Source organism: Clostridium felsineum DSM 794, from assembly GCF_002006355.2.
Taxonomy (GTDB): Bacteria; Bacillota; Clostridia; order Clostridiales; family Clostridiaceae; genus Clostridium_S; species Clostridium_S felsineum.
In genome coordinates, this window is record NZ_CP096980.1 from 2,185,475 (window position 1) to 2,210,963 (window position 25,489).

The window sequence follows — 25,489 nt, forward strand, 5'->3', positions numbered from 1 at the left end:
TTGGGTATGGAGGGGTATTTTGAATATAGTGACATTCAATACTGTTAAGGAGTGTGAGAATACTCTAAAAGAAGCAGCTATAGAAAAAAGTTTAGATAATAGAAATATACTTCTGTTAGATGGTAAATATATTGGAAGTAAAGAGAATGTGAAAAAAGACATAGAAAGATTTATAAATAGTCTTAATATAGAAAATGCAGAAAGTGATTTTGTAATATTTGGACTTGGAAGTGGAGAACATATAATAGAGCTCATAAATATGAGGTTAAATAAAATAAGAATTTTAGTTATTGAGCCAAGAGTTGATGTTGTATCAAGCTTTCTAAATACTAGTTATGCAGATAAAATAATAAATGATGATAGAGTGTTCTTATATCTTTATAATGAAGAAGATTTAAGTGGGGTTCTTAACTTGTTTTTAGATGAGTTCAATATAGCTAATACAAAATGCAGCGTTTTTGCAAATTATAGTGATATATATTATAAAGAAATAGCTAACTTATATAGCAATTATTTAGAAATTCAAAATAGTGTGCTTGTAAATATGGGTACACATATGGTTCATTCAAAACATTTTTTTAATTCATATATGAATAATTTAAAGAGCATACAAAATAGTACAATGATAAATTATTTTAAAAATATTTATGAAGGTATGCCTGCAGTTGTTGTCTCAGCGGGGCCCTCTTTATCTAAAAATGTGGATTTGCTAAAGGAATTTCAAGATGAATTTATTATTATAACAGGTGGAAGAACACTTGAAATCTTAATAGATAAAGGAATTATACCTGATTTTGTATGTGTAATAGATCCGGATGAGCCGGCATTTGAAATAATGAAGAATGCTATGGATTCTAAAGTCCCGTTAGTATATTCTGAATTTACAAACTATAAGGTAGTAGAAGAGTATAAAGGACATAAGATATTCTTTACAGATATAGGTGCCGAAAATGCATCTAGAGATTTTTTTGAAAAAGATATAGATAATTTATATGAGGGAGGTTCAGTAGCTCATGTATGTACCTCTTTGGCAGAGTATATTGGATGCAATACAATAATTTTTATAGGTCAAGACTTTGCTTATACTAATGATATAACCTATGATTTAAGTGTTGGTGGAAGTGGTGATATAAAGAATTTTTTCTATGTACAAGACATATATGGTGAAAAAGTAAAGACAGATAGAACCCTTTATTTTTACAAAAAATCTATGGAAGAATTTATAAAGGCAAAAAGAGATATAAAATTTATAAACAGTACAGAGGGAGGAGCAAGTATAGAAGGAGCTCCGGCGGATATACTAAAAAATGTTCTTGAAAATTATAGACATAAAGTTAAGGATAGAAATGTTATAGAAAATATAATAAAAGATAATACTGAACTTATGAGTAAAGAGAATGTAGATTTAAAAATGGAAAAGATAAAACAAAATCTTACAATAGTAAATGAAATGTGTATTTCAGCTGTAGAAGATTATAATAGTTATATTATGGCTAATAAGGATGATATACAAGAAAGGGATTTTGTAGCTTACAATTTTAATATTACAAATGAATGTATATTTAGTATGATGGGAAGTCTTAAATTTCTAAATATACTTTTATCTCCAGCAATAATAAATATACTTGGTAATCCAAATTTTAAAGAAAAACAAGATATGATGGAAGAAGATAGAATTAAAATACAACTTAAGAGAAATATAATATTTTATAATAATATTATAGAATCAGTTAAAGAGTTTATGAAATATTAAGTTATATTTTATAAAGCATTAAAAAAAAATAACGATAATAATATTAATAAAATAACCTTTAGGAATTTTTTTCAAGATTTTATAAAAATTTTGGGAGTTGATATATAGTGAGAATAAATCATAATATAGCGGCATTATCGCTTTTCTATGAACAAAAGAATGTTGAAACAGAGCAATCAGGTGCTCTTGAAAGAATAAGTTCAGGATTGAAAATAAATAGCGCAAAAGATGGCCCCTCAGCTTTAGAAAAAAGTGAAAAGATGAGAATGCAAATTAGGGGAATGCAGATGGCAGCAAGAAACGTTCAAGATGGTGTTAGTATGTTTCAGACAGCAGAAGGTGGAATGAATAATGTATCAGAAATGCTAGAAAGGATGAGAGATCTTGTTCTTGAATCCGGAGATTCTAGTAAAACAGACTCAGATAAAAAAAATATACAGCTTGAAATTGATCAAATAAAAAAAGGAATAGACGATATCACAAAAAATACAAATTTTAATGGTAAGCCTCTTATAGCATCTGATGAAGAGAGCGAAATTACTATAGGAAATAATGTAGGGGATAAAGTGAAGTTTTCTTTTTATGATTTAAGTTCAGCAAGTTTAGGACAAAAAGATGCAAGTGGAAAAGTAACTAATAGTATAAATGATTTAAATCTTGAAACAAATTCCTTAAATCAAAATCTTGATACAATTGATACAGCATTATCAACAGTTTTAGATGCAAGAGCTCAGTATGGTGCTATTGAAAATAGGTTTAATGATACTTATAATGATTTAAATACATCAGTAGAAGGAGTTCAGCAAGCTGAAAGTGATATTAGAGATTCGGATGTAGCTGAGGAAATGATTACATATACCAAGACAGGTGTACTTATGCAGGCAGGTGATGCAATGTTAGCTCAAGCAAATCAATTTCCAAGGGACATTCTAAATATATTAAGTAATGTTAAATAGAGAAATTAAAATAATCTGATTAGGCTTAACGGTTTGATCAGATTATGTTTATGAAGGATACTTTTAATTATTTTCTATTTATGTATAAAAATACCGAATAATAAATTGAGATAGGAGATGAAATAGATTGAATATACTTGTAACTGGAGGAGCTGGATTTATTGGAAGATGGGTTGTAAAAAAGCTTTTAGAGGACGGCAATAGTGTTACTGCATTAGATAATCTATCAAACGGAAGTCTTGAAAATATAAATGAGTTTAAAGATGAAAAATTTAGATTCATAGAAGGAGATATAAAAAGTAAAAATGATCTGGATAAAGTTTTTGAAGAAAAGTATGATATAATCTACCATCTTGCTGCATCTATTGTAGTTCAAGAAAGTATAGATGAACCAGAAAAAACTTTTTTTAATGATACAGTAGGTACTTTTAATATTCTTGAAAGAGCAAAAAAGCAAATGTTTGGTGAAAATGGAAAGATGAATGGAAGCACATGGGAAATAGATGAAAATGATGATATTCATCCATGTAAAGTTGTTTTTATGAGTACTTGTATGGTCTATGATATTTCGGGAGAAGAGGGGATAGATGAAAATCATAATGTAAAACCAGTATCCCCTTATGGTGGCAGCAAAATAGCTGCTGAAAATATGGTGCTTTCATATTTTAATGCTTATAAGCTTCCAGTTGTTGTTATAAGACCATTTAATACATATGGTCCATTTCAAAAATCTAATGGTGAGGGCGGAGTTGTATCTATATTTTTAAAGAATTTTATTGATAATAAGCCTATAAACATTTATGGGTCAGGTAATCAAACTAGAGATCTTTTATTTGTAAAAGATTGTGCTGATTTTGTTGTTACTTCTGGATACAAAAGTAAAGTGGATGGGCAAATAATAAATGCAGGAACAGGAAATGATATAACCATAAATGACCTAGCAAAGCTTATAGCTGGAAATAAAGTTCCCGTAAACCATGTAGAGCATATTCACCCTCAAAGTGAAATTATGAAACTAAAATGTAATTACTTAAAAGCAAAGAAATTAATGGGTTGGAATCCGCATTACACACTAGAGGAAGGTATAGCTGAAACCAAGGCGTGGCTTGCGTTAAGGGTGAAATAGAATGTGGAATTAAATGGAGTGTTTAATTTGTCTAAAAATTTATATAAAACCTTTTAGAATGTTCTGAAATATAGTATAATATTTTTGTGTGTTAAAATTATATTTGTACGTTTTTATAAAACGACTTAATTTTTAAATTTTAAGAGGAATTTTAAAATTTTTGTCCAATTAAATAATAAAGGGTATTAAAGTTTATCAAAGGGAGGAGAGGAAAATAATGGCAATAAACGGCATATCAAGTAGCCAATACACGTATAATTTACTTGGAAAAGGACTTGATGCAACCTCAGAAAGAGGAAAAGCAATATCTAACAATATAGCAAATGTAAATACTAAAGGCTATAAAAGATACTATGTTAATTTTGAAGATAATTTGAAAAGTTCAATGGATAATCTTGCAATGGAAAGAACAGATTCTAGGCATATAAATGATGGGGCATCATTTGGTGATATTCAATTAAAAAAAGATACAGCAAGTAGTGTAAATGAAGATGGAAATAATGTAGACGTAGATTCAGAAATGTCAAATGAAGCTCAAAATACATTAGAGTATTATACACTTATAAATCAAATAAGCAGTAGAATAAGTATGGAAAGAAGTGTTATAAATGGGAGGTAGTAATTTATGAGTTCTTTTAGTTCTCTTAATATAAGTTCAAGTGGTCTTTCGGCAGAAAGATTAAGGATGGATACTATATCTTCTAATATAGCCAACATTTCTACTACAAAAACAGCTGATGGAGGCCCCTATAGAAGAAAGATAGCAGTTTTCCAAGATAATTTTGAAAATACGTTTAATGAGGTTACAGGTAAATATGATAAAAAACCGTTAGGTGTTAGAGCAGTAAAAATTAGCGAGGATCAATCACCTTTTAGAATGGATTATGATCCTGGAAATCCAGATGCAAATGCAGATGGTTATGTTGCAATGCCTAATGTTAATATTTTAAATGAAATGGCAGATATGATGGCATCTACAAGAGCGTATGAGGCTAATGTAACTGCAATGAATGATGAAAAGGGAATGTATACTAAGGCTTTAGAAATTGGTAAATAAGGAGTAAATATTTATGAGAGTTGATGAATTTATACCAGATAATATGAAAAATATATTGGCGGGAAGCCTGCCTAGTAATAATGTGATTGGTGGTAACAAGGCAAATGAAGACCAAAATAGTACAGGCAGTGTGGATTTTGGAAGTATATTAAATGAAAAGTTACAACAAGTTAATGACAAGCAAATAGATGCAGATAACACTACCAATGATTTTGTTAAAGGTGACGATGTTGATGTGCACAAAGTAATGTTGTCAACAGAAGAAGCTAAGTTATCTTTAGAACTTGCAGTCCAGATGCGAAATAAGCTAGTTGATGCGTATCAGGAGTTAAATAGAACGCAGTTATAGTTGGGAGTGCTGGTGATGAAAAAACTATTGGAAGGTTTAAAAAACTTGCGGAATAAATGGAGCGAACTTAGTAAAAGGAAAAAAATAGTTTTTGTGGTAATTGTTGCAGCTGTTATATTGTCATTAGTAGTCTTTTTAATGTCTACAACTAAAACTAAATACGCAGTTTTATTCTCAAAATTAGATTCAAATGATGCAGCAACAGTTATTAGCAAACTTGATAGTGATAAAATACAGCATAAGGAAGATTCCGCCACTAATACTATTTATGTTCCAGCAGCAGATGTTGATAAACTTAGACTTGAATATGCTACTAATTTAAAAGGTGGAAGCACAGGCTTTGAACTTTTTGATAATAGTAGTAATAAATTCGGAACAACGGATGCTGAGTTCAATGTTGAATATCAAAGAGCTCTTCAAGGTGAGCTTGAAAGAACAATAAAAAGTTTTGGCGAGATTGAAGATGCTAGAGTTCATTTAGTTATGGCACAGGATTCTGCTTTTGTTAAAGATTCAACTTCAGCAACTGCGTCAGTAACTGTTAAAATGAGAGCTGGAAAGACTTTAAGTAAAGAACAAGTAAAAGCAATAATATCTTTAGTTTCCGGAAGTGTTAAAAATTTACCTAAAGAAAATGTACAAGTAGTTGATGATAAGATGACACTTCTTAGCAAGGATTTGTATAATAGCAATGGTAAGGATACTGATGATAGCGGTACCGATTCAGCCGAAAACAGAAATAAAATGGAAACTAAGGTGGAAAATGACTTAGAAAAAAAGGCACTTGACTCTTTGGAAAGCATTTATGGTAAAGGAAAAGTTAAAGTTAAGATTAATGCTGATTTGAATTTTGATGCTCAAGAAACAAATAGTCAAACCTATTATGATAATAAAGGAAATCCTAATGATCCTAAGAACCCTACTATAGTTAGTCAGCATAGTCAAGAAAGTTCCAATTCAGAACCACAAAATAGTGCTTCTAGTCCTGTAGATAATAATACTAATTCAAACACTATTACAAATAACACTGGAAATTCTACTTCTACTAGCAAGGATGTTACAACTAACTATGATGTAAGTAGTGAGACAAACAAAATAGTTAAATCCCCTGGAGATGTAAAAAGACTTACGGTTTCAGTTATTGTGGATGGTAAAATTAGTGGAGATACTCAATCTACGCTTAGTAATATAGTTAGTAATGCTGTTGGTTTTGATCAACAAAGAGGAGATACTATAAGTGTAGAAGGGTTACCTTTTGATAATACAGCAGAAGCTGAGGCTAAAAAGGCCCTTAAAGACATGCAAGATGCTCAGAATGCAGCTAATAAGACTAAGCTTTATACAGAAATTGGAATAGCTGCAGGAGTTTTAGGATTAGCTTTAATTATATTCATTATAGTAATGATTAGAAGAAGAGCAAATAGAGAAGATGAAATAGATGAAGATTTAGATGGTACTCAAAATTTTGAAGCTGTAGTTGGTGACGATATTAAGAGAACTAAAACTAAATTTGAACCAATTGATTTTGAAGGCGAAGAAAATGAACAAAGTCATATAGAAAATGAAATCAAAAAATATGCTTCAACTAAGCCAGAACAAGTAGTTGATATTGTAAAAGCTTGGTTGACGAATGAAGAGGGGAGATAAAGTATGGCTAAAGATCAAACACTAACAGGAGTTCAAAAGGCGGCCATACTATTTATTACTCTTGGTCCAGAAGCTTCAGCTAGTATAATAAAAAAATTACCAGAAAGAGAAATTCAAAGAATAACTTATGAAATAGCAAATATTTCTTCTGTTAAAAATCAATATAAGCAAGAAGTTCTTACAGAATTTATAGAAATGAATAAAGCTAAGGACTATATCCTAGAGGGTGGAGTAGATTATGCAAGAGAACTTCTTTCTAAAGCTTTGGGTAATCAAAGAGCAAGGGAAATACTAGAAAAGGTTGCGGAAGAAACTGAACAATATAGACCATTTGCAATTGCTAGAAAGGCAGATGCTCATCAACTTTTAAATGTTATAATGAATGAGCATCCTCAAACAATTTCTCTAATATTATGTTATCTTCAAGCTGATAAAGCTGCACAGATTTTGTCTTCTCTTCCAGAAGAAGTTCAAAACGATGTAGCATATAGGATTGCAAATATGAGTAATACTTCTCCTATGGTTATAAAGGAAATAGAAAAAGTTCTTAATACTAAATTATCCTCGGTTGTAAGATCAGATCTTACTGTTATTGGAGGAGTTACTACACTTGTTGATATATTAAATCAAGTTGATAGAACAACAGAAAAGAATATTACAGAGGGCTTGGAAAAGGAAAATCCAGAACTTGCAGAGAAAGTCAAAGAATCTATGTTTGTATTCGAAGATATTATTACGCTTGACGATGCAGCAATTCAAAGAGTTCTTAGAGAAGTTGATAACAAGGATCTTGGAATGGCACTTAAAGGCTGTTCAGAAGAGGTTGCAGAGGCTATTTATAGAAATCAATCTAAGAGGGCTTCAGCAGCACTTAAAGAAGATATAGAATTCTTAGGACCTGTAAGACTTGTAGATGTTGAAAAGTCACAACAGAAGATAGTTTCTGTTATAAGAAGACTTGACGATGCTGGTGAAATTGTAATTTCAAGAGGTGGAGAAGATGCAATTATCCTCTAATATTATAAATAACAATAGAGTACTTGATGAAAAGAAAAAACATGTGATTACAGTTGCTGATATTAAGCCTTTTATCGCAGAAAAAGTTTCTTCAGAAGATTCAGAAATAGAAAGTTATAGTTCTATTGGTGATGCTATCATAAAGAAGGCTAGATATGAAGCTGAGTGTATTAAAAATAAGGCACTTGAAGAATCAAGAGAATTTTACAAAAAAGCTTATGATGAAGGACTTGAAGATGGTAAAAAAAGAGGCTATGAAGATGCTTATAATGAAACTGTAGTTAAAGGAAAAAATGAAATAGAGAATCTGAAATCTCTTGCGGAACAAAATGTGGCCAATATGGTTAGAAGTGCTAAATTTGAGGTGGAAGAATATTTTAAAGATATGGAAAGAAAAATAAAAAGTCTTTCTATTGAAATTGCTAGTCACATAATGAAGGAAAGAGCTAAAGATGTGGATGGCATAGATAATATGATATATGAAGCCTTAGATATATGTAAAAAAAGTAAGTCTATAATAATTAAATGCAGCAGTAATCATGCTAAAGGTGTTAAAGAGTCTCTTGATAACTGGAAAAGTACTCTTCCATATAGAGGAGATTTCTTTGTAATTGAAGATGGATATGTAGATGAAGAATCAGCTGTTATAGAAAGTGACAGTGGAAAAGTTAAAGTTAGTATTGATGATGCTCTTGAAAAAATAAAAGAAGTTGTATTTAAAACTGAATAATTCAGGTGATTATATGATAGATATTAATTTCGATAAAGTCATAGAAGAAGTAAGAGAGTGTAAGACTGAATATGTAGAAGGAATTGTAAATAAGGTTGTGGGTCTTACAATTGAAGTTGATGGAATAAAAGCTTTTGTTGGTGAAGTTTGTACAATATATAATGAAAGAAATAGACCCATACAATGTGAGGTTGTAGGCTTCAATGAAGGACATGTAATATTAATGCCGCTTGGTGAACTTGAAGGAATATCTCCTGGATGTAGAGTTGTTCAAACAGGAATTCCACTTTCAGTTAAATGCTCAGAAAATCTTTTAGGCAAAGTTTTAGATGGTTTAGGTATGCCTTTACGAGGAGAAGAAATAGAAGGTGGAGTACTTTATGCACTTGACAGAGAACCTCCAGATCCTCTCAAAAGACGTAGAATTAAAAATTCAATTGAAACAGGGGTAAGGGCAATAGATGGCTTTTTAACCTGTGGAGAAGGACAAAGGGTTGGAATATTTGCAGGTAGTGGTGTTGGTAAAAGTACGACTTTGGGTATGATTGCAAGAGAAGCAAAGGCTGATATAAATGTAATAGCACTTATAGGAGAAAGAGGAAGAGAAGTACTTGATTTTATAGAAAAAGATCTTGGAGAAGAAGGAATGAAAAGATCAGTAATAGTATGTGCTACATCAGATAAGCCAGCTCTTGTAAGACTTAAGGGAGCCTTTACAGCCACAGCAATTGCTGAATATTTCAGAGATAAGGGTAAAAAAGTAATATTAATGATGGATTCTGTTACAAGATTTGCTATGGCGCAAAGAGAAGTAGGACTGGCTACTGGAGAACCTCCTGCAACAAAGGGATATACACCTTCTGTTTTTGCCAAGTTACCAAGATTAATGGAACGTTCAGGTATGGCTGAAAAAGGTTCCATAACAGCATTTTATACTGTTCTTGTTGATGGGGATGATTTTAATGAACCTATAGCAGATGCTGTAAGAAGTATACTTGATGGACATATTGTTCTTTCAAGAAGTCTAGCTGCACAAAACCATTATCCTGCAATAGATGTTTTAAGTAGTGTTAGTAGACTTATGTCAGAAATTGCAGATAATGACCACAAAAAGGCAGCAGGACTTGCTAGAGATCTTCTTGCAGAATATAAGAAAAATGAAGATCTTATAAATATAGGAGCATATGTAAAAGGCACTAATAATAAAGTTGATGCAGCAATAAATTATAATGATAGAATAATTAGTTATTTAAAACAAGGTATAGAAGAAAAATCATCTTTTGATGAAAGTATAAATTCACTAAAAGGTATGTTTAATATAACACAGTAAAGGAAGTGAATTATGGCTGGATTTGATTTTAGACTTCAAAAACTTTTGGATTTAAGAGTTCAAAAGGAAGAAGAGAGTAAAGTAGAGTTTAAAAAATCACAAGATGTGAAATTGAAAATTGAGAAAAACTTAGTCAATATGACTGAAAATTATCACGAATATTCCCTTAAGAGATTATCAGGAACAGTAATAGAACAAAAGATTACACAAAATTATTTAAATGCATTAAATGTTCTTATTGATGAGACTAATATTAATCTCGAAAAACAAAAAAAAGTGGTTGAAGAGAAGAGAAATGTTCTTATAAAAAAGCAGGTTGAAAGAAAAACTGTAGAAGTTTTAAAGGATAAACAAAAGCTAGAATTTGAGAAGAATGAGAATTTAAAAGAACAAAGAGTTAATGATGAACTAGCTTTATACAGTTTTATTAGGAACATTGAAAGGGGGTGAGAATAGAGAATGGTTATGGTTAATGTTAAAGGTATTGGGATTTCAGAAAAGGATTCATACGAATTCAAATCAAATAATAGTAACAATTCAAAAAATACATCTTTTGAGGATGTTCTAAAGGTTAAATCTTCACAAAATGATGCAGTAAATAAATACAAACAAGATGATTCAGATTCTGAAACAAAGTCTAAAATTGATAAATATTCAGACAAGGAATCTAATGATAGTAAGAATGTAGAAGCTGATAAGTCTAAAACTACTTCAAATAAAGATACCAACGTATCTAAAAAGATTAATAAGGATGAAAGTACTGAGGACGATAAAACTGTTAAACTAAAACATGATTTAGAGGATTTATTAAATGATGTTAAAGGGGATAATGGTACTTTAGCGCTTATTAAACAAATGCTACAAATGGTAGACCAGGGAAATGGCGAAGTTAGTGATGATAAATTTAAGAGTGCCATGAAAATGCTTGGAATATCAGATGAAGTACAAGAGAAAATCATGAAGGTAGTTCATGATGTTAAGGAAATGGTAAAAAATAATCCTGGACTTGATTTTATAAAAACTCTTCAAGATACAGTAGGTGCAGCTTTAAGTTCAGACTCATCAGATCAGAAAAAATTAGTAAGTGATATAGTTGATGTATTAAAAAAGAAGTTAAGGAATGATGGTACTACTGAAAATAATTTGGTGAATTCTAATAAAGTAAATGTTGAAGATAATGAAAGTTCTAATGAAGGAATTAGTAATATTCTAATGAATTCAACTAAAAATGAAGGTAATACTAAAACTTCAGAGAATACTGAAAATCAAACTAAGAGTGGAGATTCAAAGGATTTTCTAAAAAATCTTATATCCAAAGATGATAAATCAGAAACTCAATTTTCAAAGGTTACTGCTTTTATGAATCAATTTAATAGTACTTCAGGGGCTGCAGAGGTTCAAGGAGATTCAAAGGTAATGACTGCAAATAAGGTTACTTTTGTAGAAGATATAATAAAATCAGTTAAGTTCATGGAAAACAACAACATCAAAGAATTAACTGTAAAAATTAATCCTAAGGAGCTCGGAGAAGTTATTATAAGAGTAACCTCTGAGGCAGGGGTTATGAAGGCAGAACTTACAACAGCTAATAAAGACGCTTATAATCTTTTAAATGCTAACCTGAAAGATATGAATAGTAGCTTAAATAATCAGGATTTAAAAATACAAGCTTTTTCCTTAAATGTATATAACGATGACACTACATTTTTCTCAGGGCAGGGAAATGACTCAAAGGATAGTAATAAAGAAAACCAAAAGAATGCTAAAGAAAATAGTGTAATGCTAGATTCTGAAGAAGATGATACATCAAATGCTTCGGAAGATGGTTTAATAGGTAGGTTAAATATGCTTGCATAGGAGGTATTTGTATGGCTGATACTACTAATCCACTTAATGGATTGAGCACAGTTAAAATTACTGATAACAGTAAAACAGCAGATGGAACCAAAATAGTTCGTGATACAGGTAATACATTGGGACAAGATGCTTTTTTGAAAATACTTATAGCTGAAATGTCTCATCAAGATCCTACAAGTCAGCAGGATTCAACACAATATATAGCCCAATTAGCTCAGTTTTCAAGTCTAGAGCAAATGACTAACCTTAATAGAACCATGACCTTTAGTGGTGCATCTTCGCTTATGGGAGGAACCGTTACCTTAAAGCAATATGATGATAATGGTGTTCCATATAGAGGAGAAGTTGAGAAGGTAACTAAAGATGGTGACAACATTCAGGTATATGTCAAATTGATTGACAGTGATGGAAATTTTGTTAAGCAGGAGAAAGTTGATGCAAATGGGAATATAGTTAGAGATGCAAAAGGAAATATTGAATATGAAACAGAACAAGTGCCACAAACAGATTCAAATGGAAATGTGGTTAAGGATTCAAATGGAAATATAGTTTATAAAACTCAAGATGTATATAAAGTAGAGGCTTTTGATTACAGTCAAGTTAATGGTGTTTCTGTTATTAAGGATAATATATACGATACAACGCAAAAGCAAATAGATGATCAAATAGCATCAAAAAGTGATAGTTCATCTACCACTACAAGTTCATCTGATACTACTCCATCTACTAAAACAAGTTAAAATTAAAGTGTGTGAAGAATTTAAGTGTAGGTGAGAAAGTATGGGTTATAGAGTTGTAAATGGTAAGTTATTTCAAACTCAAGATATAGCTGATTATTATATTAATAATACTTCTGCTATGAGAAAATTAAATAATCCTTCGAATGATTTTGAAAATATTCTAAACAATAGAATTAAAAATCAGAATGAGTTTACTATTTCAAATCATGCAGCTGAAAGATTAAAATCTCGAAATATTGATTTTAGTGAAAGCGATATGAAAAAAATAAATGAAGGAATTAATAAAGCTCACGATAAAGGAGCAAAGGACTGTTTGATTTTTTACAAAGATGTGGCATTAGTTGCCAGTATAAAAAATAGAACTATAGTTACTGCTGTAGATAAAAGCAGCAGCAAAGGGAATGTATTTACTAATATAGATAGTGTGGTTTTATTATAGCTGGACCTTTTAGGAAGCTTGTTTTGTGGAAAGAAGGAAGCAAAACATAAGACTATGCTTAGTATGTTATAAAAATTAGGAGGTAGAATTTATGTTAAGAGCAATGACGTCAGGTATAAGTGGTCTTAAAGTTAACCAAAATAAATTTGATATAATAGGTAGTAATATAGCCAACTCAAGTACAACAGCTTACAAGAGTCAATCAATTAATTTCTCAGATGCAATGAGTGAAACTATAAAAGGAGCATCTGGTGCAACTGCAAATTTTGGTGGTGTAAACCCAGAGCAAATTACACTGGGAGCCAAAGTTTCTGCAATAATTACAAATACAACAGGTGGAAGTGTTAATACAACAGGTAGAAACTTAGATGTTGCAGTAACAGGTGGAGATGGATATTTTATGACAGCAGCTGGTTCTGAAATGTCTGATGAAACAGATTGTATTCAGGTATCCCCTCAAGAACATAGTATAACTTCATCACCAGCAGGTGTTGATATTTCCTATACAAGAGATGGTTCTTTTAATTTAGATAATCAAGGAAATTTAGTTACAGCAGATGGTAGAAAAGTTTTAGGATATTCTATGATTGGAAGAAATACTCTTTATACAGATAGTACTGATACAACTAAAAATATATATGGAAATGTTGTTAGCTTAACAGGAGATCAATCAGCTACAACTTTAGACGCAGATGCAGAAAACGGAACTGCTTATATAACAAATGCCGCAAAAGGAAATAATGATATAAATACATCTATTGCAAAAGCTGTTGATTCATCTCCAGCAGCAGGAGATACTATATTAGTAAATAAAGGTACAGTTGCTTTTGTTGATTCCAATGATACAGATTTAAGAGCTGATAATAGATATCTTCATACTCTAAAAATACCAGCTACAGTTACAAAGGTTACAGCTACTCGTGATGCAGTAACTGGAAATCCTGTATATAAGACACAAGAGTTAAAGGTAAAAGGTTTTTCTATAGGACAGGATGGAGTTATTACGGCAAATCTTGATGATGGATCAGCAGCAGCTATAGGACAAGTAGCAATGGCATCATTTACGAATGCAGGTGGTCTTGAAAAGACAGGTGGAAACTATGTTAAACCTTCAGCAAGTTCAGGAGAACCAATGATAAGAAGTGGTGCATATAGTACTAAAATTCCTGGTGGATTTCTTACTTCCGCAAAGGGTGAAGATAACAGTGGTGGATATGGAAATATTTATAATGGAGCACTTGAAATGTCAAATGTTGATTTAGCACAGCAATTTTCAGATATGATAGTTGCAAGCAGAGCTTATCAAGCAAATGGTAAGATAATAACAACAAGTGATGAAATACTTCAAGATTTGGTAAATCTTAAGAGATAGTTAAAGCATTTAATTACTGGAAACTTGATGAAGATTTTTTACCAAGTTTCCAGTTTAAAAAAGTAGAGAGGTGAGTTAATGATAAAACTTACTGGAATGAATGGAAAAGAATTGATACTTAATGAAGAAAAAATAGAAAAAATAGAAAGAGTACCAGAGACAGTTATAACGTTTATAAACGGAAATAAGTACATTGTTGAAGAAGATGTGGATGAGGTTATAAATAAAATTGTAGAATTTAAGAGAAAAATATGTAATGGAACCTTTAAATAAATATAGGATAAGATAAAAAAATCGTATATACTATAGAAGGGAATGAGAAATTAATGAGTGAGAAGAAAAAAGATAAAGCAGAAAAAGGTGGAGGAAAGTCAAAATTAATAATAATAGTATTAGTAGCAATTATTGTAGCATTTTTAGTTGGTGCACTATTGTATTTCTTTGTATTATCTAAAAAACCTGCAACAACAAAATTACAAGAATCAAATACTGCAACGCAGCAAGAAAGTGTTGAAGAAGATACTTACAGTTTTGATGAAATTATAACTAATCTTGCAGATACTGATTCAGCTAAATATGTAAAAATAACAGTTGCTATCGGTTTTGATGCTAAGAATTCAAAGCTTAAAGAAGAAATTGAAGCTAAAGAAAAAGATATTAAAACACCTATTATGAGAGATGTCATAGTAAATGTTTTAAGAAGCAAAAAAGCAGCAGACTTTACCCCTAGTGGAATTGAAGAAATGAAAAAAGAAATAAAGTCGGGAATAAATCCACACCTTAAAAATGGTCAAATTAGTAGTGTGTATTTTTCAAATTTAGTTATTCAGCAATAATTTAATATAAATTAGGACGGGATTGTAATGGAAATTTTCTTTATGCTAATAAAAATAATAATATTTTTACCAATAGTTATACTCTTAATATATTTATCGTTGAAATACGGTGGAAGTAAACTTCAAAATATACAAAACGGTAGGTTCTTGAAGATAATTGAGAAGACGCCAATTTCAAAAGAAAATAGTATTATAGTAGCTCAAATGGGAGAAAAGGCTTATGTACTTTCTAGTACTCAGGGTAAGATCGAAATTCTTAAAGAACTTACAGAGAATGAGCTTTTAATGCTAAAGGAAAATAAAAACATTCCTGAATATAAAAATTTAAACGAACTTATTGTAAAGATTCAAAACAAACTCAAGAATAAAAAGGAAGAATAATATGAAAAAGAAAAGTTTTATTATGATTGCTGTTTTAGTAGTATTCCTTGCAGTTCTTGGAGCTAAAGTTCATGCGGCACCAATTGATACTGCAAATGCTATACAGTTACCTAAAGTCAATATTTCAGTTGACAATGCAAATTCGAATAATCCTAAGGATTTTGTAGATAATATAAAACTTCTTTTAATACTTACTGTTATTACTCTACTTCCTTCAATAATAATGATGATGACAAGTTTTACAAGGATAATAGTAGTATTGGGATTTTTAAGAACTTCTATGGGTACGCAGCAGTCACCACCTAATCAAGTACTTATAGGGTTAGCGTTATTTTTAACTATGTTTATAATGTATCCAACATATAATCAAATAAATAAAAATGCTATACAACCCTATTTAAATAAAACAATAAGTCAGCAGCAAGCTCTTGTAGAAATGGAAAAGCCACTTAGAACATTTATGTACAAACAGACCTATCAAAAAGATTTGAAATTATTTATTGATTTAGATAATAAAACAGGTAAGGTTACAAAGGATACTGTTCCTTTTCATGATATAGTTCCAGCATTTATTATAAGTGAGCTTAAAACTGCATTTACAATAGGATTTTTATTATATATACCATTTCTTATAATAGATTTGGTAGTTGCAAGTATACTTATGTCAATGGGTATGATGATGTTACCACCGGTTATGGTATCTATGCCATTTAAATTGCTTTTATTTATAATGGTAGATGGATGGTATCTTATAGTTAAATCCCTTGTATTAAGTTTTGGAGGGTGATTAAAATGAGTGAGAATATGATAATTACGATAATGAAGGATGCAATAACTACTGGACTTCTTGTAGCTGCGCCTATGCTTATAGTATCGATAATAATAGGTCTTATTATAAGTATATTTCAAGCAACAACGCAAATTCAGGAACAAACTCTTACTTTTCTTCCAAAACTTTTAGCTGTAGCTGTAGTTGGTTTTGCAGCTGGCAGTTGGATGCTTCATATGATGATGGGATTAACTAGTAGAATGTTTGATATTATTGCAAATATAACGCGTTAGGTGTGATAGAATATGAGTATTGCATATTTTACTTCGCTTTTTATGGTTATGTTAAGGGTATTTGCATTTTTTATAGCATTTCAAATTATTTTTCCTCAATCGTTTCCAAAGACGGTTAAAGTAATGTTATCAGTGTGTGTAGCATTTTTCGTAATGCCATATATAGATTTATCGCAGGTTAGTGCGCTAAATAATGGACTTTTGTATACTTGGCAGTGTATATGCGAAATTTTAACTGGACTTATATTGGGCTTCTTTGCTAACTTGATGTTCCTATGTGTAAGAATTGGCGGTCAATTTTTAGATTTCCAAATTGGATACAGCATGATGACAGCATATGATCCAACAAGTGGAAGTAGTGCATCTTTAATTGAAAGATTTTTGAATATGTTTTCAGTAGTACTGTTCTTTTCCGTAGGTGGAAATGAAGTAGTTATACATGAAATTGTGAATAGTTTTAAGACGGTTAAATTAGGTACATTTGTTATAAATGATCAGAGTGTTATGGCTGCATTTGATGTGTTTGTCAAATTTTTTACTATAGGCTTTAAAATAGCACTACCTGTGGTATTAGTACTGCTTATTACAGATATAGTTATGGGACTCATGTCGAGAACTGTGCCGCAGCTAAATGTAATGATACTTGGTCTACCAATAAAAATATTACTTGGGCTTACTTGTCTAATGATTATTTTACCACTTATAGCTAATATTTTAATTACATCATTTTCATCGCTGCCAGATATATATAAAGAGTTTTACAAATTAGTTCCTGTAGGACTTATTGTTTTTGCCGATTCCGAAAAAACAGAAGAGGCAACGCCTAAAAAGAAAGGTGAAGCGAGAAAAAAGGGTCAAGTAGCTAGAAGTAAGGAGGTCCCTCTTGCAGCAACACTTGTTACCATTACATTTATTATATCGCTCTTTGGGGACAATTTCTTTACGGGTCTTAGAGTAATGATGCAAACTTTTTTTCAATCATATATGACTAAAAACCTTACAGAACTAGGTTTAAGAGATATTATAATATTCGTAATTTTAAATGCTGGAAAATTTATATTTATGTTTGGGCTGCCAATAATGGTAGTTGGAATTGTAGCTAATATAGCTCAAAGTGGATGGTTAGTAACAACAGAACCAATAAAACCAGATTTTAAAAAGTTAAATCCTATATCTGGCTTCAAAAGAATATTTTCTATAACTACAGTAGTAAATCTTTTGAAGGATTTGGTGGTAATTACTGTACTTGGAGTTATAGGTTACAAATTTCTTATGGCTAACTACGGGGATATAGCTAACTTAAACAATTTAATGATTGATTATATTCCAAGTGCATACTTAACATATATAATAAGTATTTTTAGAATAGTAGCAGTTGTTATGATTGTTATTGCAGGATTTGATTTTGTATATAATAAATATAAATATAAAAAAGATATGAAAATGACCAAACATGAAGTTAAAGAGGAAGCTAAGCAAGCAGAAGGAGATCCTGAAATAAAAGGAAAAAGAAAACAAAAAATGCGTGAACTTTTAACAAGGACAATGCTTAGTAAGGTTCCAGATGCCACAGTTGTAATTACAAATCCTACTCATATTTCCGTAGCTATTAAATATGAGCGAGGTGTTGATAGAGCTCCTACAGTAGTCGCTAAGGGAGCAGATAGAACGGCACTTAGAATAAAAGAAATTGCAAAAGAAAATAATGTGCCTATTATGGAAGATAAGCCACTTGCAAGGTTAATGTTTAAACAAGTGGAAGTAAATGAACAAATACCTGCTGATTTATATCAAGCAGTAGCTGAGATTTTAGCTTTGGTATATAAATTAAATAAGAAACAAGGGTGATAATTGTGGAAGAGAGTAGGAGATTAAAATTTAATGTTAAAGACAGTAAAGATATTATAGTTTCACTAGCTATTGTAGGAATAGTTATTATGATGATTGTTCCGCTGCCAGCGAAGGTACTTGACTTTTTTATAGCCTTTAACATTTCTATGTCAGTAATCATAATACTTCTAACTATGTTTATTACAGAAGCACTTCAATTTTCAGTGTTTCCAACATTATTACTTATAACAACGCTCTTTAGAATTTCTCTTAATATATCCTCTACAAGACTTATTCTCTTAAATGGATATGCGGGAGACATAATAAATGCTTTTGGAAGCTTTGTTGTTGGGGGAAACTATGTTGTTGGTGTAATTATATTTTTGATAATTATAATAGTACAGTTTGTTGTAATAACCAATGGTTCAGGTAGAGTAGCAGAAGTTGCAGCTAGATTTACTCTTGATGCAATGCCTGGTAAACAGATGACAATAGATGCAGATCTTAATGCAGGGCTTATTACTGAAGATGAGGCTAAAACTAAAAGAAAGAATCTTCAGCTTGAAGCAGACTTCTTTGGAGCTATGGATGGTGCTTCTAAGTTTGTAAAGGGAGATGCAGTTTCATCACTTATAATATGTTCAATAAATATTATAGGTGGAATTATAATGGGAGTGCTTATGAGAAACTTAAGTATTGGTCAGGCAGCCCAGCAGTATGTAATACTAACAATTGGTGACGGTCTTGTAAGCCAAATACCAGCTCTGTTAATATCTGTAGCAACAGGTATACTTGTTACAAGAAGTAAAAACAATGAAAATCTTGGTAATGAAATTTTAGGACAAATAACAGCTTTTCCAAAAGTTTTAGCACTTGCTTGTGTAGTACTTATAACCCTTGCTATCATTCCAGGTTTTCCGCATTTAGTATTTTTGATTCTTGCTGTTGCAATGGGAGTTTCAGCTTATCTTCTTTTTAGAGATGAAATGTCTCAAAAGATTATAGAAAAGCAGCATGAAAATATGCAGGTTATGGAGCAAGAAAAGAGAGAACCTGAGAACGTAATGAAACTTATTTCAGTTGAACCAATGGAAATAGAAATAGGTTATGGATTAATTCCTCTTGCAGATGAGAATTCCGGAGGAGATTTACTACAAAGAATTGCATCAGTAAGAAGGCAATGTGCCATTGAGATGGGAATAGTTGTTCAACCTATAAGAATAAGAGATAATCTTCAACTTAAAACAAATGAATATGTTGTTAAAATAAGAGGTACAATAGTATCAAAGGGTGAATTGATGCCTAATATGCTTTTATGCATGGATCCTGCTAACGAAAATGCTGATATAAAAGGAATACGAACTGTTGAACCTACATTTGGACTTCCAGCTATGTGGATTAATAAAGATCAAAGAGAAGACGCAGAAATAAGGGGACTTACGGTAGTAGATCCTACAACAGTAATGATTACACATTTAACAGAGACTGTAAAAGATCATTCTTTCGAGCTTATAGGAAGACAGGAAGTAAAAGAGATTGTGGAGTCAATGAAAGAAAAGTATTCTGCTGTAGTTGAAGAGCTTATACCAGATTTATTAACTATAGGAGAACTTCAAAAAATTCTGCAAAATCTTTTAAGAGAGAAGATACCTGTTAAAGATATGGTTACTATAATGGAATGTCTTGCAGATAATTCTAGGAACACAAAAGATATTGAACTTTTAACTGAGTATGTTAGAATGTCATTAGGAAGAACTATTTGCGGTAATCTTGTAGATGAAAATAATAGCATAATAGTTGCAACTCTATCACCGGAAGTGGAAAATTTAATTTCTAATAATATTCAAAAATCATCAGTACAGGGATCATTTCCTGCAATTAGTCCTGATGTAACAACTAATCTTTTGAATTCTATAAAACAAGTTGTAAATACTGTTAATTTTAATGATGGGCAACCAGCTATTTTGGTTTCACCTAAGATAAGACCTGCTTTTAGAAAGCTTATTGAGATGGTTTTCCCAGGGGTAGCGGTTCTTTCACTTAATGAAATTCCAAATGATATACAGATAAGGACTGAAGGAGTTGTGAGCTTGTAATGGTGGTAAAGAAATATATTGTTAAAAGTATGAACGAGGCTATGAGCAAAATAAAGTATGACCTTGGAAGTGACGCTGTTATAATAAGTCAGAGAAAAGTAAAAAAGCAAGGAATTTTTGGATTTTTTTCACCGAAACTAATAGAAGTAACAGCAGCAGTTGACAATTCTAGAAGTGCGCAAAAAAGGGAAAAAGTATATGCTAAGCCTCAGTATGCTGAAGACAGTTCTGATTTAAACGAAAGTGTAGAAGCCTTAAAAAGAGCAATGCAAAAACATGAAGAGACTTCAAGAGTTGAAAAAAGAAAAGTTTTAAATGAAGTAGAAGATAAAAACAGTGAAAATAGAATTCTGAGGGAAATGGAAGAAATGAAAAAGCTTATAGGTAACATTTCTTCCTCCAAGGTTGATGAAGAAGAAAAATCTCAAATGGAGTTGAAACTGGAAGAGGCGGACGTAAATAAAAGATACATAAATGAGATTGTCAAAAGTGTGATGGAGGATAAATCCAATATCGACGAAACTTTAAAACTTAAAAATGCTTTGGAGAAAAATGTAGAAATTTCCAATACAGAGGAAAAAGGTATAATTACTTTTGTAGGGCCGACAGGTGTTGGGAAAACTACAACAATTGCAAAACTTGCTGGTAAATTTTCGTTAATTGAGAAAAAAAAAGTTGGGCTTATAACTGTTGATACCTATAGGATTGGTGCAGTAGAACAACTTAAGACCTATGCTGATATCATGAATCTTCCTTTTAAAGTAGTTTTAACATTAAAGGAAATGGATGAGGCTATAAAAAGCATGCAGAATTGTGATATAATTTTAGTAGATACTACAGGTAGAAGCAGTAAAAATAAAATGCAAATTTCAGAACTTAGAGCTTTTGTTAATAAGACAAATAGTTCTAACATAAATTTAGTAATAAGTGCTACTACCAAAAATAGAGATTTAGAGGCTATCGTTGATGGTTACAGACAACTTGATTTTCAAAATGTTATAATTACTAAACTTGATGAAACTACTACCTATGGAGCTATAGTTAATATATTAAATTATGCTCATAAGCCTATAAGTTATGTTACTACAGGGCAAAATGTTCCAGATGACATAAGAAGAATATCAAAAGGTGAAATTATAAGCTTGGTGCTAGGAGAGGATAATGTATGTTAGATCAGGCTGAAAGACTTAGAAATATGGCTCTTTCAAAAAACCATGAAAATATCAAAAAAAAGCCTGTAATAATTACAGTTACATCTGGTAAAGGCGGAGTAGGAAAAAGTAATTTTGTAGTTAACCTATCCATAACTCTTCAAAAAATGAACAAGAGAGTTTTGATTTTTGATGCTGATGTTGGAATGGGTAATGATGATATTTTACTAGGTTGTATAGCCAAATATAGTGTGTTTGATGTAATATATAATGATATGAAAATAGAAGATGTAATGGTAGAAGGACCATTAGGCGTAAAACTCTTGCCTGGGGGATCTGGAATTACTAGATTTAAGGACTTGACAGAAAATCAAATTAATGCCTTTGTTGAAAAACTGTCTAGCATTGAAGATTTTGATTATATAATAATGGATACAGGTGCTGGGGTAAATAGAAGTGTTTTAGGATTCATATCTTGTTGTGAAGAATTAATAATTTTAACAACACCTGAACCAACTTCACTCACGGACGCATATAGTCTTTTTAAAGCAGTTGTTCATTTTAATATAAAATCATATGCAAAAGTAATTATAAATAGAGTAGTTGATAACAAAGAAGGTATAGAGACATATAAAAAATTTGAAAGTGTAGTAAATAAATTTTTAAAGACAAATATAGAATTTTTGGGGAGTGTTTCTGAGGACTCAAGGCTTATTAGAGCTGTTAGGAAGCAAATACCCTTTGTTGTTGAAAATCCTAATTGTGATGCTGCTAGAGATATAAATCATATAGCGAGTAAGCTCATTGGAACTACTACCGAAAAAGATAGACTTGGTCTTGACGGTTTATTTAAGAAAATGTTTAAGATTTTTTCATAAGGAGTTGTGGTTATGAGTGACCTTGGTTTTATAGCTATTAATGACAAATGTGAAATTGTAGTAGATGACGAAATTTATAAAAGTAATATACAGGGAATTGAAGATAAATATATTGCTATAAGTATGCCAATAAATAACGGTACTTATGCCATTATGCATAAGGGGGATATAGCAGAAGTTTGGTGTTACCACAATAAGCAAGTTTATTCTTTTACATCTACTGTTATAGATAGAAAAAAAGAAGATAAAATAAAATTAGTATTAATATCAAAACCAAATTCTAAAGATGTAAAAAGGGTACAGAGAAGAAGAAATTTTAGAGTTGAATTGATTGAAAATATAAGGTATAAAATATTAAATAAAAGTGTAGCAGAAGAGGAAGCTAAGGAACTAAAAAATGGTTCCGTGCAAGAACTCTCAAATGGATACATGGTTGATTTAAGCGGTGGAGGATTAAAAATACGTATAAAGGAAAAGCCCAATATAGGAGATAGTATTTTTGTAAATTTACCTGTTGGTGATGAAAAAGTGTTTTTAATAAGTACATGCGTTAGGGCAATTAGAGAATTAAATGGTGAATATTTATGTGGACTTGAATTTGATGATGATGTAGATGAAAAAGTAAGAGAACACATAATAAATTATACTTTCAATATAATGAGAAAGCACATGAAAAAAGGATAGGGAGGATTTTTTATATGGCAATAGATGGGATTGTAGATGATAGAGAGGCTGTAATAAAAAAATATATACCACTTGTTAAGTATATTGCTTCAAGGGTAATAATTGGTAAGAGTAAGTATATAGAGTATGAAGATTTGGTAGGTTATGGCATGATAGGACTTATGGATGCCTTAAAGAAGTTTGATCATAGTAAAGGAATGAAGTTTTCAACATATTCATCTATAAGAATAAAGGGAGCTATGATAGACGAATTAAGAAAGAATAGTCCTATCTCTAAGGGAGCTATGGACAAGCTAAATAAGTATAATTTAGTAGTTGAAAGATTAGAAAAAGAATTATGTAGAGAACCAACAGAGTTAGAAATTGCAAGTGGTCTTGGTATTGAAAGAAAAGAAGTTGGTGAAATTGAAGGGTACATTAACTATATATCAGTTGTATCTCTAGAAGATTTAATATTTTCAGAGGATGATGATATGCCTTTAATAGGAACTATAGAAGATGAAAAAAGTCCAAGTCCTGAGAAAAACTTAGAGGAAAAAGAAGAGATTGAGTATCTTGCAAAGGGTATAGAGCTTCTTAATGAGAAAGATAGAATGGTTTTATCATTATATTATTATGAAGAATTAACTTTAAAGCAAATAGGAAATATTCTAAGTGTATCAGAATCAAGAGTTTGTCAGCTTCATACTAGGGCTATAATGCACCTTAAAAAAGCGCTTAAAAAATTAAAATATGAATAATTTGGAGTTGATTTAATGGCAGGAATTATTTTGATATTTATAGGGATTATTCTTATTGGTATAAATATAAAGGCAATAAAAAATGATACTTCTTTTGAAGCAAGTTTTGACAATCAGATTAAGAACACAGACAAATATGATTTAGAAATAGGAAAACTGAGACAAGAATTTGCAGAGACAATTTTAGAAATGCAGCAAGAAATAGATAGACTTAATAATGATGATTCAAATAAGTATAAAAATAATGAAAAAATAGACGATAATGAACGTAAGGCTCAGAATACAAGCATAAATGTTGTAATCGATGATAAACAAAATGTTATAGAAGAAAATGAGAATGAAAAAATAGGAAATGTAAGAAAGCTTTTTAAGGAAGGAAATACAGTGGATGAGATATCAGAAAAGCTAGATTTGGGAAAGGGTGAGGTATTATTAATTCAAAAATTGTACACAAACTAAAATCAGCTTTTGCAATTATATGTGATAGAAAAATACTTTTTGGTATAGGTGTAGGAATGATTATATCTACATTCTTCATGTACACTGTTAAAATTGGTAACTCTATGTCCAAAGGTCAAATAGAACAAAAAGCATATTCTTATGGGATGAAATATCCAACAGATATGAAGGTAAGTAAATAATAAAGGAAGTGGTTATATGGTAAGAGGGCTTTATACTGCTGTAACCGGAATGGTAGTTCAAGAAGCAAAGCAGGATGTAATAAGTAATAACCTTGCAAATACAAATACGGTTGGTTTTAAAAGTGATAGTTTGTCATCTCAATCATTTGAAGATGTACTTATTCAAAATTATTCTAAGAGGGAGAATGGTACTCCAACTAGAACAATTTTAGGAAATCTTAATTTAGGATCTAAAATAAATGATACAGCTACAAATTTTTCAGGTGGAAATATACAAACAACCAATAGTGATACAGATTTTGCAATAGAGGGAAGAGGATTTTTTACTGTTAGAAAAAATAATGGCTCAGATCAAAATTATTATACAAGAAATGGACATTTTCATGTAAACTCAGGGGGATATCTTCTTGATGATAATGGTGATTATATAATGGGAACTAATTTAGCAACTAATACTACTGAACCAATGAATCTAGGTAAGGGAAGTGTTGATTGCGATCCATATGGTAATGTAAGCGTTAACGGACAGGCTAAATATAAATTTAATTTTGTTGACTTTAACGATTATACGAAATTAAAGAAAATTGGTGATAATCTTTTTCAGGGAGATAACCCTACTCAAAATTTTAATGCTAGTGTAGAAAATAAAGCTTTGGAATCATCCAATGTAAATGTCATGAAGGGAATAACTGACATGATGACTACAATGAGGGTGTTTGAAAGTAATCAAAAAACAGTCCAATCTATTGATGAGACTGTTGGAAAAGCTGTAAATGAAGTAGGAAAGGTTTAATGGAAGTTTAAAGGGGTGTAAGAA

The 25,489-nt window shown here is 30.9% G+C and carries 29 protein-coding genes; all 29 read left to right on the top strand.

All coding sequences use genetic code 11. The features are described from left to right. The first annotated feature begins 28 nt into the window (after nt 1-28). Entirely contained in the window at nt 29-1,753 is a 1,725-nt protein-coding gene (locus CLFE_RS10290; protein WP_242951568.1) for a motility associated factor glycosyltransferase family protein, read from the top strand. A 107-nt stretch (nt 1,754-1,860) separates the two neighbouring features. Beyond that, nucleotides 1,861-2,709 carry a flagellin N-terminal helical domain-containing protein gene (locus CLFE_RS10295; RefSeq protein WP_077832685.1) on the top strand — a complete coding sequence of 283 codons (849 nt, stop codon included), beginning with the start codon at nt 1,861-1,863 and terminating at the stop codon, nt 2,707-2,709. Between the two features lie 127 nt (nt 2,710-2,836). Continuing rightward, a complete protein-coding gene (locus tag CLFE_RS10300) occupies nt 2,837-3,835 on the top strand; it encodes a dTDP-glucose 4,6-dehydratase (protein ID WP_077832686.1) in 999 nt (332 codons plus the stop codon). Between the two features lie 217 nt (nt 3,836-4,052). Further along, nucleotides 4,053-4,454: a flagellar basal body rod protein FlgB gene (flgB, locus tag CLFE_RS10305; protein ID WP_176091636.1), complete on the top strand. Its 402-nt coding sequence runs from the start codon at nt 4,053-4,055 to the stop codon at nt 4,452-4,454. A 6-nt stretch (nt 4,455-4,460) separates the two neighbouring features. Then, nucleotides 4,461-4,892, top strand: coding sequence for a flagellar basal body rod protein FlgC (gene flgC, locus CLFE_RS10310; RefSeq protein ID WP_077892688.1), 432 nt, complete (start codon nt 4,461-4,463; stop codon nt 4,890-4,892). A gap of 13 nt (nt 4,893-4,905) precedes the next feature. Then, nucleotides 4,906-5,241: a flagellar hook-basal body complex protein FliE gene (gene fliE, locus CLFE_RS10315; RefSeq protein ID WP_077892687.1), complete on the top strand. Its 336-nt coding sequence runs from the start codon at nt 4,906-4,908 to the stop codon at nt 5,239-5,241. A 15-nt stretch (nt 5,242-5,256) separates the two neighbouring features. Next, nucleotides 5,257-6,888: a flagellar basal-body MS-ring/collar protein FliF gene (gene fliF / locus CLFE_RS10320; protein WP_077892686.1), complete on the top strand. Its 1,632-nt coding sequence runs from the start codon at nt 5,257-5,259 to the stop codon at nt 6,886-6,888. A gap of 3 nt (nt 6,889-6,891) precedes the next feature. After that, nucleotides 6,892-7,905 carry a flagellar motor switch protein FliG gene (gene fliG, locus CLFE_RS10325; RefSeq protein WP_077832691.1) on the top strand — a complete coding sequence of 338 codons (1,014 nt, stop codon included), beginning with the start codon at nt 6,892-6,894 and terminating at the stop codon, nt 7,903-7,905. Further along, entirely contained in the window at nt 7,889-8,635 is a 747-nt protein-coding gene (locus tag CLFE_RS10330) for a FliH/SctL family protein (protein ID WP_077892685.1), read from the top strand. The genes fliG and CLFE_RS10330 overlap by 17 nt, the downstream gene beginning before the upstream one ends. Nucleotides 8,636-8,648: 13 nt before the next feature. Beyond that, the gene (gene fliI, locus CLFE_RS10335) at nt 8,649-9,965 is read left to right on the top strand and encodes a flagellar protein export ATPase FliI (protein ID WP_077832693.1); all 1,317 of its coding nucleotides are present in this window, start codon (nt 8,649-8,651) and stop codon (nt 9,963-9,965) included. 12 nt (nt 9,966-9,977) lie between these two features. Then, on the top strand, nt 9,978-10,415 hold the full coding sequence (gene fliJ, locus CLFE_RS10340; RefSeq protein WP_077892684.1) for a flagellar export protein FliJ: 438 nt from the start codon (nt 9,978-9,980) through the stop codon (nt 10,413-10,415). A 9-nt stretch (nt 10,416-10,424) separates the two neighbouring features. Next, the gene (locus CLFE_RS10345; RefSeq protein ID WP_077892683.1) at nt 10,425-11,822 is read left to right on the top strand and encodes a flagellar hook-length control protein FliK; all 1,398 of its coding nucleotides are present in this window, start codon (nt 10,425-10,427) and stop codon (nt 11,820-11,822) included. Nucleotides 11,823-11,833: 11 nt separating this feature from the next. After that, nucleotides 11,834-12,562: a flagellar hook assembly protein FlgD gene (locus tag CLFE_RS10350; RefSeq protein ID WP_077832696.1), complete on the top strand. Its 729-nt coding sequence runs from the start codon at nt 11,834-11,836 to the stop codon at nt 12,560-12,562. A gap of 40 nt (nt 12,563-12,602) precedes the next feature. Then, complete coding sequence (locus tag CLFE_RS10355) at nt 12,603-13,001, top strand: TIGR02530 family flagellar biosynthesis protein (RefSeq protein WP_077832697.1); 399 nt, start codon at nt 12,603-12,605, stop codon at nt 12,999-13,001. 91 nt (nt 13,002-13,092) lie between these two features. Next, nucleotides 13,093-14,373 carry a flagellar hook-basal body complex protein gene (locus tag CLFE_RS10360; protein ID WP_077832698.1) on the top strand — a complete coding sequence of 427 codons (1,281 nt, stop codon included), beginning with the start codon at nt 13,093-13,095 and terminating at the stop codon, nt 14,371-14,373. Between the two features lie 78 nt (nt 14,374-14,451). Beyond that, nucleotides 14,452-14,646 (top strand): flagellar FlbD family protein, encoded by a 195-nt coding sequence (locus tag CLFE_RS10365; RefSeq protein WP_077832699.1) that lies wholly within the window; start codon nt 14,452-14,454, stop codon nt 14,644-14,646. 53 nt (nt 14,647-14,699) lie between these two features. Next, nucleotides 14,700-15,209 (top strand): flagellar basal body-associated FliL family protein, encoded by a 510-nt coding sequence (locus CLFE_RS10370; protein WP_077892682.1) that lies wholly within the window; start codon nt 14,700-14,702, stop codon nt 15,207-15,209. Between the two features lie 27 nt (nt 15,210-15,236). After that, nucleotides 15,237-15,590, top strand: a complete 354-nt coding sequence (gene fliO / locus CLFE_RS10375; RefSeq protein ID WP_077832701.1) for a flagellar biosynthetic protein FliO — start codon at nt 15,237-15,239, stop codon at nt 15,588-15,590. A 1-nt stretch (nt 15,591) separates the two neighbouring features. Further along, nucleotides 15,592-16,377 carry a flagellar type III secretion system pore protein FliP gene (gene fliP / locus CLFE_RS10380; RefSeq protein WP_077832702.1) on the top strand — a complete coding sequence of 262 codons (786 nt, stop codon included), beginning with the start codon at nt 15,592-15,594 and terminating at the stop codon, nt 16,375-16,377. 5 nt (nt 16,378-16,382) lie between these two features. Then, nucleotides 16,383-16,652 (top strand): flagellar biosynthesis protein FliQ, encoded by a 270-nt coding sequence (gene fliQ, locus CLFE_RS10385; RefSeq protein WP_077832703.1) that lies wholly within the window; start codon nt 16,383-16,385, stop codon nt 16,650-16,652. Between the two features lie 12 nt (nt 16,653-16,664). Then, on the top strand, nt 16,665-18,500 hold the full coding sequence (locus tag CLFE_RS10390; RefSeq protein WP_077892681.1) for a fused FliR family export protein/FlhB family type III secretion system protein: 1,836 nt from the start codon (nt 16,665-16,667) through the stop codon (nt 18,498-18,500). A 5-nt stretch (nt 18,501-18,505) separates the two neighbouring features. Beyond that, nucleotides 18,506-20,578 carry a flagellar biosynthesis protein FlhA gene (gene flhA, locus CLFE_RS10395; protein ID WP_077892680.1) on the top strand — a complete coding sequence of 691 codons (2,073 nt, stop codon included), beginning with the start codon at nt 18,506-18,508 and terminating at the stop codon, nt 20,576-20,578. Then, nucleotides 20,578-21,750, top strand: a complete 1,173-nt coding sequence (flhF, locus tag CLFE_RS10400) for a flagellar biosynthesis GTPase FlhF (RefSeq protein WP_077851661.1) — start codon at nt 20,578-20,580, stop codon at nt 21,748-21,750. The genes flhA and flhF overlap by 1 nt, the downstream gene beginning before the upstream one ends. Then, nucleotides 21,744-22,607, top strand: coding sequence for a MinD/ParA family protein (locus tag CLFE_RS10405; protein WP_077892679.1), 864 nt, complete (start codon nt 21,744-21,746; stop codon nt 22,605-22,607). The genes flhF and CLFE_RS10405 overlap by 7 nt, the downstream gene beginning before the upstream one ends. 12 nt (nt 22,608-22,619) lie before the next feature. Then, nucleotides 22,620-23,291 (top strand): flagellar brake protein, encoded by a 672-nt coding sequence (locus CLFE_RS10410; RefSeq protein WP_077892678.1) that lies wholly within the window; start codon nt 22,620-22,622, stop codon nt 23,289-23,291. Nucleotides 23,292-23,305: 14 nt separating this feature from the next. Then, on the top strand, nt 23,306-24,031 hold the full coding sequence (locus CLFE_RS10415; RefSeq protein WP_077832709.1) for a FliA/WhiG family RNA polymerase sigma factor: 726 nt from the start codon (nt 23,306-23,308) through the stop codon (nt 24,029-24,031). Nucleotides 24,032-24,046: 15 nt separating this feature from the next. Next, nucleotides 24,047-24,490 carry a DUF6115 domain-containing protein gene (locus CLFE_RS10420; protein ID WP_077892677.1) on the top strand — a complete coding sequence of 148 codons (444 nt, stop codon included), beginning with the start codon at nt 24,047-24,049 and terminating at the stop codon, nt 24,488-24,490. Between the two features lie 56 nt (nt 24,491-24,546). Continuing rightward, entirely contained in the window at nt 24,547-24,672 is a 126-nt protein-coding gene (locus tag CLFE_RS24260) for a hypothetical protein (protein WP_139356088.1), read from the top strand. Between the two features lie 16 nt (nt 24,673-24,688). After that, nucleotides 24,689-25,465: a flagellar basal-body rod protein FlgG gene (locus CLFE_RS10425; RefSeq protein ID WP_077892676.1), complete on the top strand. Its 777-nt coding sequence runs from the start codon at nt 24,689-24,691 to the stop codon at nt 25,463-25,465. The last annotated feature ends 24 nt before the right edge of the window (nt 25,466-25,489 follow it).

What these genes read in the sequence shown, in the direction of transcription:
- flgB (WP_176091636.1), top strand. Translation starts at nt 4,053, where the DNA reads ATGGCAATAAACGGCATATCAAGTAGCCAATACACGTATAATTTACTT.
- flgC (WP_077892688.1), top strand. Translation starts at nt 4,461, where the DNA reads ATGAGTTCTTTTAGTTCTCTTAATATAAGTTCAAGTGGTCTTTCGGCA.
- fliE (WP_077892687.1), top strand. Translation starts at nt 4,906, where the DNA reads ATGAGAGTTGATGAATTTATACCAGATAATATGAAAAATATATTGGCG.
- fliF (WP_077892686.1), top strand. Translation starts at nt 5,257, where the DNA reads ATGAAAAAACTATTGGAAGGTTTAAAAAACTTGCGGAATAAATGGAGC.
- fliG (WP_077832691.1), top strand. Translation starts at nt 6,892, where the DNA reads ATGGCTAAAGATCAAACACTAACAGGAGTTCAAAAGGCGGCCATACTA.
- CLFE_RS10330 (WP_077892685.1), top strand. Translation starts at nt 7,889, where the DNA reads ATGCAATTATCCTCTAATATTATAAATAACAATAGAGTACTTGATGAA.
- fliI (WP_077832693.1), top strand. Translation starts at nt 8,649, where the DNA reads ATGATAGATATTAATTTCGATAAAGTCATAGAAGAAGTAAGAGAGTGT.
- fliJ (WP_077892684.1), top strand. Translation starts at nt 9,978, where the DNA reads ATGGCTGGATTTGATTTTAGACTTCAAAAACTTTTGGATTTAAGAGTT.
- CLFE_RS10345 (WP_077892683.1), top strand. Translation starts at nt 10,425, where the DNA reads ATGGTTATGGTTAATGTTAAAGGTATTGGGATTTCAGAAAAGGATTCA.
- CLFE_RS10350 (WP_077832696.1), top strand. Translation starts at nt 11,834, where the DNA reads ATGGCTGATACTACTAATCCACTTAATGGATTGAGCACAGTTAAAATT.
- CLFE_RS10355 (WP_077832697.1), top strand. Translation starts at nt 12,603, where the DNA reads ATGGGTTATAGAGTTGTAAATGGTAAGTTATTTCAAACTCAAGATATA.
- CLFE_RS10360 (WP_077832698.1), top strand. Translation starts at nt 13,093, where the DNA reads ATGTTAAGAGCAATGACGTCAGGTATAAGTGGTCTTAAAGTTAACCAA.
- CLFE_RS10365 (WP_077832699.1), top strand. Translation starts at nt 14,452, where the DNA reads ATGATAAAACTTACTGGAATGAATGGAAAAGAATTGATACTTAATGAA.
- CLFE_RS10370 (WP_077892682.1), top strand. Translation starts at nt 14,700, where the DNA reads ATGAGTGAGAAGAAAAAAGATAAAGCAGAAAAAGGTGGAGGAAAGTCA.
- fliO (WP_077832701.1), top strand. Translation starts at nt 15,237, where the DNA reads ATGGAAATTTTCTTTATGCTAATAAAAATAATAATATTTTTACCAATA.
- fliP (WP_077832702.1), top strand. Translation starts at nt 15,592, where the DNA reads ATGAAAAAGAAAAGTTTTATTATGATTGCTGTTTTAGTAGTATTCCTT.
- fliQ (WP_077832703.1), top strand. Translation starts at nt 16,383, where the DNA reads ATGAGTGAGAATATGATAATTACGATAATGAAGGATGCAATAACTACT.
- CLFE_RS10390 (WP_077892681.1), top strand. Translation starts at nt 16,665, where the DNA reads ATGAGTATTGCATATTTTACTTCGCTTTTTATGGTTATGTTAAGGGTA.
- flhF (WP_077851661.1), top strand. Translation starts at nt 20,578, where the DNA reads ATGGTGGTAAAGAAATATATTGTTAAAAGTATGAACGAGGCTATGAGC.
- CLFE_RS10405 (WP_077892679.1), top strand. Translation starts at nt 21,744, where the DNA reads ATGTTAGATCAGGCTGAAAGACTTAGAAATATGGCTCTTTCAAAAAAC.
- CLFE_RS10410 (WP_077892678.1), top strand. Translation starts at nt 22,620, where the DNA reads ATGAGTGACCTTGGTTTTATAGCTATTAATGACAAATGTGAAATTGTA.
- CLFE_RS10415 (WP_077832709.1), top strand. Translation starts at nt 23,306, where the DNA reads ATGGCAATAGATGGGATTGTAGATGATAGAGAGGCTGTAATAAAAAAA.
- CLFE_RS10420 (WP_077892677.1), top strand. Translation starts at nt 24,047, where the DNA reads ATGGCAGGAATTATTTTGATATTTATAGGGATTATTCTTATTGGTATA.
- CLFE_RS24260 (WP_139356088.1), top strand. Translation starts at nt 24,547, where the DNA reads ATGATTATATCTACATTCTTCATGTACACTGTTAAAATTGGTAACTCT.
- CLFE_RS10425 (WP_077892676.1), top strand. Translation starts at nt 24,689, where the DNA reads ATGGTAAGAGGGCTTTATACTGCTGTAACCGGAATGGTAGTTCAAGAA.